The following is a 7,254-nucleotide window of genomic DNA, read 5'->3' as shown; positions in this document are numbered from 1 at the left end:
GTTGACGACAGTGCTGGCGCTGATCGGCGCCTTCACCGTCTTTGCCTATGTCGCGCCGCTTGCCATCGAGGGCGGCGGTCTCAGCCAGATCGCGCTGCCCGGCATGCTGCTCGCCTTCGGCGTCGGCGCCGTCATCGGCAACATTGGCGGCGGCCAGGCTGCCGACCGGTTCGGCGCGACCCGCACCGTCGGCTGGTCGTTGGCGCTGAGTGCCGGCATGCTGGTCCTGCTGTCGGTCATCCCGACCTTTCTGCCGCCGCATATTGCCGGACCGGCGCTGATGGCGATGATGGTGCCGTGGGGCATCGTCGGCTGGGCCTTCCCGCCGGCGCAGGCCAGCCGCATCATCAAGCTGGCGCCCGACGCCGCCCCGATCGTGCTGTCGCTCAACGCCTCGGCGCTCTATCTCGGCGTGGCGCTGGGCGCCGTGGTCGGTGGCGCCGTGCTGCGCTACGGCGCGCCGGCCGATCTTGGCCTGGTCGCCGCGATCTTCCCGATCATCGGGCTTGGCATCGTGGTGGCCGGCCGCCGGGCGGCTCGGCCTGTAGAGATGCCTGCCGAGTAGAGTCTTTTGGCAGACGCTGGCCTCAGGGTCTGGCCGGCGGCAGATCGAAATCCAGCGCGGCGATGTCATCCAGCGCCGCGCGCAGCTTTTCAGCCTTGTCCCTGCCGACGACATGCTCGAAACGCTGCTGAGCGATCTGCCACAGTTTCATCGCCGCCTCGAGCTTGGCCAGCCCCTGCGGCGTCAGCCGCACACGCTTGACGCGGCGGTCGTCCGGGTCGGCGAAGGTCTCGACATAGCCGTCGCGGATCAGTGGCTTCAGCGTATGGCCGAGCGCCGACAGGTCCATGATCAGCGACGCGGCGATGGCCCCCATCGCCGGCTCGTCGCCGATATGGATCTGGTAGAGCAGGCCCTGCTGTGTCGCCTTGAGGCCTGACGGCTCCACCACATCATCATAAAACTTGCCGAGCTTGCGCGCCGCGCGGCGCAGCGCGGCGTTGTTGCAGAGCGTGAGGCCGGGCAAGTTGTCCTTTGACATGATGGTCCTTGGCGCCGGCGAATGAGGCCCGGCTGCACCCCTCAAATAATCCCCGTCCGTATCATTGACAAGATAGTGGCATATGCCTACTTCCCAATTAGTGGTATATGCCACTAAATCAATCACGCGGCTTTCGGTAGCGCGGCAGATGCCACGGCGCCGGGTCAGTCGAAACGAACCAGATCAGTCGAAGAAGGAACAGGACAATGAGTGGACAGGGCAACAAGGGCACGGCGGTCGTCACCGGTGCTTCGTCGGGCATCGGCGCGGTCTATGCCGACCGGCTGGCGGGGCAGGGCTACGATCTGGTGCTGGTGGCGCGGCGCGCCGACCGGCTGGAGGAACTGGCCGGGAAGCTGCGCCAGACCTACAGCCGCAAGGTCAGCGTGATCAGCGCCGACCTTTCCAACGACGACGACGTCCGCCGCGTCGAACAGGCGATCGCCAGCGACGACAGCGTGACGCTGCTGGTCAATAATGCCGGCCTTGGCGGCCAGTCCGTGGTGGCAACCGCCGATGCGGACGCTGCCGAACGCATGATCAAGGTCAATGTCATCGCCCTGACGCGGCTGACCCGTGCCGTGCTGCCGGGGTTTTTGGCGCGCAACCGAGGTGCGGTCGTCAACATCGCCTCGGTGCTCGCCTATGAGACCTCGTTCGGCGGCATCTACAGCGGTACCAAGGCCTATGTCGTCAACTTCACCGAGGCTCTGCACCGCGAGGTCGAGGGTACGGAGGTGAAGGTGCAGGTGGTGCTGCCGGGCGCGACACGGACGGATTTCTGGGAGCTTGCCGGCAGCGATATCGACCAGCTTCCAAAGGAAATCATCATGAGCGCCGACGATATGGTGGATGCGGCCCTTGTCGGCCTTGCCAGGGGTGAAGCTGTCACCGTGCCGGCGCTCGCCGAGCCGGCCAAACTGGACATTTTCCTCGGTGCCCGGCAGGCCTTCTACGGCAGCCTGCACGCCGACAAGCCGGCAGCCCGCTACGCGGCTTGAGGGTCTAGGCTGGTTCGCTTTACGAACCAAAAGGGCCCTCATCCGGCCGCTTCGCGGCCACCTTCTCCCCGCTGGGGAGAAGAGACCGGCGCCGGCGCTGACAATCTCCTCTCCCCGAGGGGGGAGGTCAGCCGAGCGAAGCGGAGGCTGGGTGAGGGGGCCTTGCGTCCAACTCAGGCCGTCCGCCACATCGGAATGATCGAGGCGGCCAGCACCAGTGCCAGCACGATGTTGAGCGCGCGCCATTGCCATTCGGTCTTGAGCAGTCGCGCCAGCACCATGCCGGCCACGCACCACAGTGAAAGCGAGGCGGCGGCCGCGAGGCCGAAGGTGGCGCCGAGCAGCAGCGCAAGTTGCACCGGTCCGCTGGCCAGCGCCGCGAACGAGGCCGCGGCGCCTAGACCCATCCCCCAGCCTTTCGGGTTCATCCATTGAATGCCGGCGCCGCCCAGAAAGCTGTTCGGCCTGGCCATGCTCACATCCAGATTGGGCGGTCCGCTGCGGCCGATCTTGATCGCCAGCCAGAGGAGATAGAGCGAGCCGACGACCTTCATGGCCAGTTGCAGCGAAGGCACGGCAAGCAGCAGACCGGCAAGCCCGGCGGCAGCAGCACCCGTGACGGTGGCGAGGCCGGCGGCGCTGCCGACCAGCAGGGGCACGGAACGGCGAAAGCCGAACTGCGCGCCGGACGCCGTAGACAGGGTCGTGGCGATGCCGGGCGTGGTGGTGGCGACGATGGCAAAAAGGATGAGCGGGAGAATGGGCTCGAGCATGCGGCGTCCTCTGTCAGAGGGCTGCGATCGTAGCTGCGTGCGAACGTCAGTAAATGCAATGTTTGCTATGGTCAGCATTAGGATAGATAATGCCACCCATGATCCGAAATCTCGACATGGCGCTGATCCGCACCTTCATCACCGTCGCCGACAAGGCCAGCATGACGGCGGCGGCCAATGCGCTGCACCTGACGCAAGGTGCTGTCAGCCAGCAGGTCAAGCGGCTGGAGGAGGCGCTCGGCTCCAGCCTGTTTACGCGCGACCGGCGCGGCTTGCGGCTGACGCGCGCCGGTGAACAGCTGTTCGGCAGGGGCAAGCGGTTGCTGGCCTTGAATGACGAGATCTGGGCCGAGATGGCTGGGACTTTGGTGGCCGGCCAGGTGCGGCTCGGCGTGCCCTATGACCTTGTCGGCACCTTGCTGGCGCCGGTGCTGAAGACCTATGCCGAGACCTATCCGCAGGTCGAGATATCGCTGGTCTGCGCCTCGTCGCCGGAATTGGCGGCTGCCCTTGCGGCCGGGACCATCGACCTTGCGGTGATCGAGGAACGCGTCGGCCCGTCGGCCGGTGAGTGCCTTGCCATCGACCGGCTGGTCTGGGTCGGCGCCAAAGGCGGCGCTGCCCGCGCCAAGCGGCCGCTGCCGGTTTCGATCGTCGCCGACACCTGCGCCTTCCGCCCGGCGGTGCTGGCGGCGCTCGGCGAGCATGGGCTGGAGTGGCGCACCGTGTTCGAAAACGGCAACATCGACGCGACGACGGCGACGGTGCGGTCGGACCTCGCCGTCACCGCCTGGCTGGCCACCACCGTGCCGGCAGATCTCGACATATTGCCATCGGAGTCCGGCCTGCCGCCGCTGCCGAATTTTGCCATCAACCTGCATCTGCCGAGGCACGGTGTCGGGCCGGCGGCGCAGGAATTCGCGCGGCATATCCGCGACGGGCTGGCGCGGCGGCCGGTGGCGGCTTGAGCCAGGCAGAACTTTGGTTCCTCTCCCCGTCGATCGGGGGAGAGGTGTCGAGTTGTCCGAACCGGATAGATGGGTAACAGAATGGACCGATAGCATGGGTGACAGTTTTCTTGCTGGTCGGGTATGCCTCTTGCGGCGGCGGCGCGATTGACGAGCGGCTTCCCCCACTCCGTCGCTGCTTCGCAGCGCCACCTCTCCCCCCTCCGGAGGGAGAGGAAGGGAGCCAACCTTTCTAAAGCTCGCGCCTTTCCTCTACCCCGTCGATCGGGGGAGAGGTGGCTCGGCGAAGCCGAGACGGAGTGGGGGTCGATCTTTCATCGTGGGGCGAGGAACCCAGGTCCTGCTACTTCCAATTCCTGCGCCGTTCGAGCTCGGCCTCGGATGGCTCCCCTGTGACAAACGAGCCGACCTTGATCTCGCCTGATCGTTCGTAGGTCGCCATGATGACGCCTGTGCTGGTTGCCTGCGACTTGGCAAGCTTGAAGGCGGCCGGCATCGCGCTGTCGCCGAACAGCCGCTTGCCCTTGCCCAGCAACAGCGGGAAGATCATCAGCCGAATTTCGTCGATCAGCCCGTTGGCGAGCAAGGTCTGGATCAGATCGCCAGATCCCTGGATGAGCAGGTCAGGGCCATCCTCCTGCTTGAGACGGCGCAACTCCGCAACGATATCAGGCCCGAGCGATTGCGTGTTCTGCCAGGTGAGGGTGTCAGGCCGATGCGTCGCCACATATTTGGTCGCGGGGTTGAAGGCATCCGCGATCGGATCTTTCTGATACGGCCAGTAGGCGGCGAAGATGTCGTAGGTTCTGCGGCCGAGCAGCAGGGCGAAAGGCTTGGAGAACAGTTCATCCATCGCCGCGCCCCCCGCCTCGTCGAAGTAATGGAAGGTCCAGCCGCCGAACTTGAAGCCGCCGACCGGATCCTCATGCGGGCCGCCGGGCGCCTGCATGACGCCGTCGAGGCTGACGAATGTCGCCGAGATGATCTTTCTCATTCCAATGCTCCCGTTCTTCGATCCACGCCGTCTTGGCCGGACTTCAGCCCAAGGACGGGCGACGAGCCACCGGTCCGACAGGACATAGGAAATTTTGGCGAACCTCCATCATTTGCGAGGCCCGGGGTGGAGATCTTCCGACGAGAACCAGACATCGCCCGATATGGCGGTGGCGGTGGCGTCAGGCGCCTTGTCCTGGACCAGCCAGATCGAGCGGCTGCGCGCGGCCTGCTCGCGCGTCGGGATCCTCGACGCTGAGTCTGCGAGCGAGGCGCCGACGCAGGGAATGAACCACGATCGCATGAACGGATCGCAGGCGAAGCCTTTTTCGGTGCGGATCACCATCACCGCCAGCGGGACGCGCTCGGCCGGGCGCCAGGGGAAGATCATGCGGCCGCCGGGCCGCAGCGCCTTCAGCCACCCTGCTGGTGGCGCTGCGACGCCAGCATTGACGTAGATGATGTCGGATGGCGGCAGGGGCGTCGTCACCGCATCGCCATGGACGACCGTTGCATTGCCATATGCTTCGAGATTTTTGCGCGCCAGATCGGCCAGTTTTTTGTCGAGTTCGAAGCCGGTGACGGTGCCGCCTGGTAAAACCAGCCTGGCCAGCACGGCGGTGTAGTAGCCGGTGCCGGCGCCGATATGAGTGACGGCCTCGCCAGGTTTAGGCGCAAGCTTTCCGATCCACATGGCATGCAGGAAGGGCTCGCCATTGTTGATGCCCTTGTCGTCGTCGAGCGTCACCAGCACGTTCTGGTAGACATGGGCCGGGTCGGCGCTCGGCGTCGTGACCTTGCCGTTGCCGGCGATGACCGTCCACGGCCCGGGACCGAGAAACGCCTCGCGCGGCACCTCGGTGAAAGCCGCTTCCAGGCGTGGGTCGGGCGAGCCGGCATGGGCGACCAGCAGCCGCGCGTAGAATTTCCTGATGTCTTCGATCCGGGCCATGCTGCGGGACAACATAGCGCGGATTGCCGATTTGTCGCGAGACTACCCTTGGCGCACGGTAGTCGATTTTCGAAGCGGAGCTTAGCCGATGCCGAACATGGTGTCGTAGAGCAGCTTGAAGTTGAGCCCCAGGATGACCGCGGCGACTACCCAGGCAAGGGCGGCGACGCCGCGCGGAATGGCGAGATTGCCCATCTTCTTTTTGTCGGAGACGAACTGCACCAGCGGGACGACCGCGAAAGGCAACTGCATCGACAGGATGACCTGGCTGAACACCAGCAACTGGCCGGTGCCCTTTTCGCCATAGAGCGCAGTGACGACCACCACCGGGATGATGGCGAGGCCGCGCGTCAAGAGCCGGCGTGCCCAGTTGGGGATGCGCAGGCGCAGGAAACCCTCCATGACGATCTGGCCGGCAAGCGTTGCGGTCACCGTCGAGTTCAGGCCGGAAGCCAGCAGCGCCACCGCGAACAGGATCGAGGCGATGCCAAGGCCGAGCAGCGGCGACAGCAGCTCGAAAGCCTGGCCGATCTCGGCAACATCCTGATGGCCGGTGTTGTGGAAGGCGACCGCCGACACGATCAGGATCGCGGCATTGACGAACAAAGCCAGCATCAGGGCGATGGTCGAGTCCGTCGTTGCCCATTTGATGGCGTCGCGCTTGCCCTTTTCGGTGCGTTCATAGGCGCGGGTCTGCACGATTGAGGAGTGCAGATAGAGATTGTGCGGCATGACGGTGGCGCCGATGATGCCGATGGCGATGTAGAGCATCTCCGGGTTGGTGACGATCTGCGACGACGGCACGAACATGGCATGCAGGATCGAGCCGGCCGGCGGGGCGGCGACAAAGATCTGGATGGCGAAGCAGCTGAAGATGATGATCAGCAGCGCGACGACGAAAGCTTCGAGATAGCGGAAGCCCTTGTTCATCAGCAGCAGCACGAGGAAGGCGTCGAGCGCCGTCAGCATGGCGCCGCCGATCAGCGGAATGCCGAACAGAAGTTGCAGCGCGATCGCGGTGCCGATGACTTCGGCCAGGTCGCAGGCGATGATGGCCAGTTCGCAGGCAATCCACAGCACGAAGTTGACTGGACGGGGATAGTAGGCGCGGCAGGCCTGGGCGAGGTCGCGGCCGGTGGCGATGCCGAGTCGTGCCGCCAGCGCCTGCAAAAGGATCGCCATCAGGTTGGACAGCATGATGATGAACAGCAGCGTGTAGCCGAACTGCGCGCCGCCGGCGAGGTCGGTCGCCCAGTTGCCCGGATCCATATAGCCGACCGAGACCATGTAGCCGGGACCCATGAAGGCGAACAGGCGGCGGAACCAGACCCCCGAACTCGGAACGGCGATCGACGCGTTGACCTCGCGCAGGCTGGGCTCCTCGTCCTCGTCGGGCCTGGCGAACCGCCATGAGGAACGGGAGGCTGTGGCTTCGACTTCGGACATGGGGGAGGGCTTTCCGGGAGACTGGGCGATGTTCCCTTAAGCTATGCCATGGCTCAACATTATGCAATATGCTAT

At 65.2% G+C, this 7,254-nt stretch carries 7 protein-coding genes and 1 pseudogene; 3 read left to right on the top strand and 5 right to left on the bottom strand.

Annotation, left to right across the window (positions count from 1 at the left end; translation table 11 throughout):
• Positions 1-565, top strand: a pseudogene (locus tag EOC06_RS28625) (MFS transporter); the annotation flags it as partial.
• 22 nt (positions 566-587) lie between these two features.
• Here EOC06_RS28625 and EOC06_RS28620 read toward each other — a convergent pair.
• The gene (locus EOC06_RS28620; RefSeq protein ID WP_128309381.1) at positions 588-1,046 is read right to left on the bottom strand and encodes a MarR family winged helix-turn-helix transcriptional regulator; all 459 of its coding nucleotides are present in this window, start codon (positions 1,044-1,046) and stop codon (positions 588-590) included.
• Positions 1,047-1,252: 206 nt separating this feature from the next.
• Here EOC06_RS28620 and EOC06_RS28615 point away from each other — a divergent pair, with 206 nt between their 5' ends.
• Positions 1,253-2,047: an SDR family oxidoreductase gene (locus tag EOC06_RS28615; RefSeq protein ID WP_128309380.1), complete on the top strand. Its 795-nt coding sequence runs from the start codon at positions 1,253-1,255 to the stop codon at positions 2,045-2,047.
• Between the two features lie 173 nt (positions 2,048-2,220).
• Here EOC06_RS28615 and EOC06_RS28610 read toward each other — a convergent pair whose 3' ends face one another.
• Positions 2,221-2,820 (bottom strand): LysE family translocator, encoded by a 600-nt coding sequence (locus EOC06_RS28610; RefSeq protein WP_128309379.1) that lies wholly within the window; start codon positions 2,818-2,820, stop codon positions 2,221-2,223.
• 98 nt (positions 2,821-2,918) lie between these two features.
• On the opposite strand from EOC06_RS28610, the gene EOC06_RS28605 reads away from it, so the two are divergent.
• The gene (locus EOC06_RS28605) at positions 2,919-3,788 is read left to right on the top strand and encodes a LysR substrate-binding domain-containing protein (protein ID WP_128309382.1); all 870 of its coding nucleotides are present in this window, start codon (positions 2,919-2,921) and stop codon (positions 3,786-3,788) included.
• Between the two features lie 343 nt (positions 3,789-4,131).
• Here EOC06_RS28605 and EOC06_RS28600 read toward each other — a convergent pair whose 3' ends face one another.
• The 3 genes from EOC06_RS28600 to EOC06_RS28590 all read right to left on the bottom strand — a co-directional run bounded on the left by EOC06_RS28600 (position 4,132) and on the right by EOC06_RS28590 (position 7,179).
• The gene (locus tag EOC06_RS28600; RefSeq protein WP_128309378.1) at positions 4,132-4,782 is read right to left on the bottom strand and encodes a dihydrofolate reductase family protein; all 651 of its coding nucleotides are present in this window, start codon (positions 4,780-4,782) and stop codon (positions 4,132-4,134) included.
• A gap of 108 nt (positions 4,783-4,890) precedes the next feature.
• The gene (locus EOC06_RS28595) at positions 4,891-5,733 is read right to left on the bottom strand and encodes a protein-L-isoaspartate O-methyltransferase (protein ID WP_164898785.1); all 843 of its coding nucleotides are present in this window, start codon (positions 5,731-5,733) and stop codon (positions 4,891-4,893) included.
• An 81-nt stretch (positions 5,734-5,814) separates the two neighbouring features.
• Positions 5,815-7,179, bottom strand: coding sequence for an Nramp family divalent metal transporter (locus tag EOC06_RS28590; RefSeq protein ID WP_127271218.1), 1,365 nt, complete (start codon positions 7,177-7,179; stop codon positions 5,815-5,817).
• Positions 7,180-7,254 lie beyond the last annotated feature (75 nt).

Source organism: Mesorhizobium sp. M7A.F.Ca.MR.362.00.0.0 (assembly GCF_004023175.1).
Lineage (GTDB): Bacteria > Pseudomonadota > Alphaproteobacteria > Rhizobiales > Rhizobiaceae > Mesorhizobium.
The sequence above is the reverse complement of the archived record's forward strand: the minus strand, read 5'-3'. Positions and strand labels throughout refer to the sequence as shown.

Coding starts and splice junctions, on each gene's coding strand:
- EOC06_RS28620 (WP_128309381.1), bottom strand. CDS start 1,046: ATGTCAAAGGACAACTTGCCCGGCCTCACGCTCTGCAACAACGCCGCG.
- EOC06_RS28615 (WP_128309380.1), top strand. CDS start 1,253: ATGAGTGGACAGGGCAACAAGGGCACGGCGGTCGTCACCGGTGCTTCG.
- EOC06_RS28610 (WP_128309379.1), bottom strand. CDS start 2,820: ATGCTCGAGCCCATTCTCCCGCTCATCCTTTTTGCCATCGTCGCCACC.
- EOC06_RS28605 (WP_128309382.1), top strand. CDS start 2,919: ATGATCCGAAATCTCGACATGGCGCTGATCCGCACCTTCATCACCGTC.
- EOC06_RS28600 (WP_128309378.1), bottom strand. CDS start 4,782: ATGAGAAAGATCATCTCGGCGACATTCGTCAGCCTCGACGGCGTCATG.
- EOC06_RS28595 (WP_164898785.1), bottom strand. CDS start 5,733: ATGGCCCGGATCGAAGACATCAGGAAATTCTACGCGCGGCTGCTGGTC.
- EOC06_RS28590 (WP_127271218.1), bottom strand. CDS start 7,179: ATGTCCGAAGTCGAAGCCACAGCCTCCCGTTCCTCATGGCGGTTCGCC.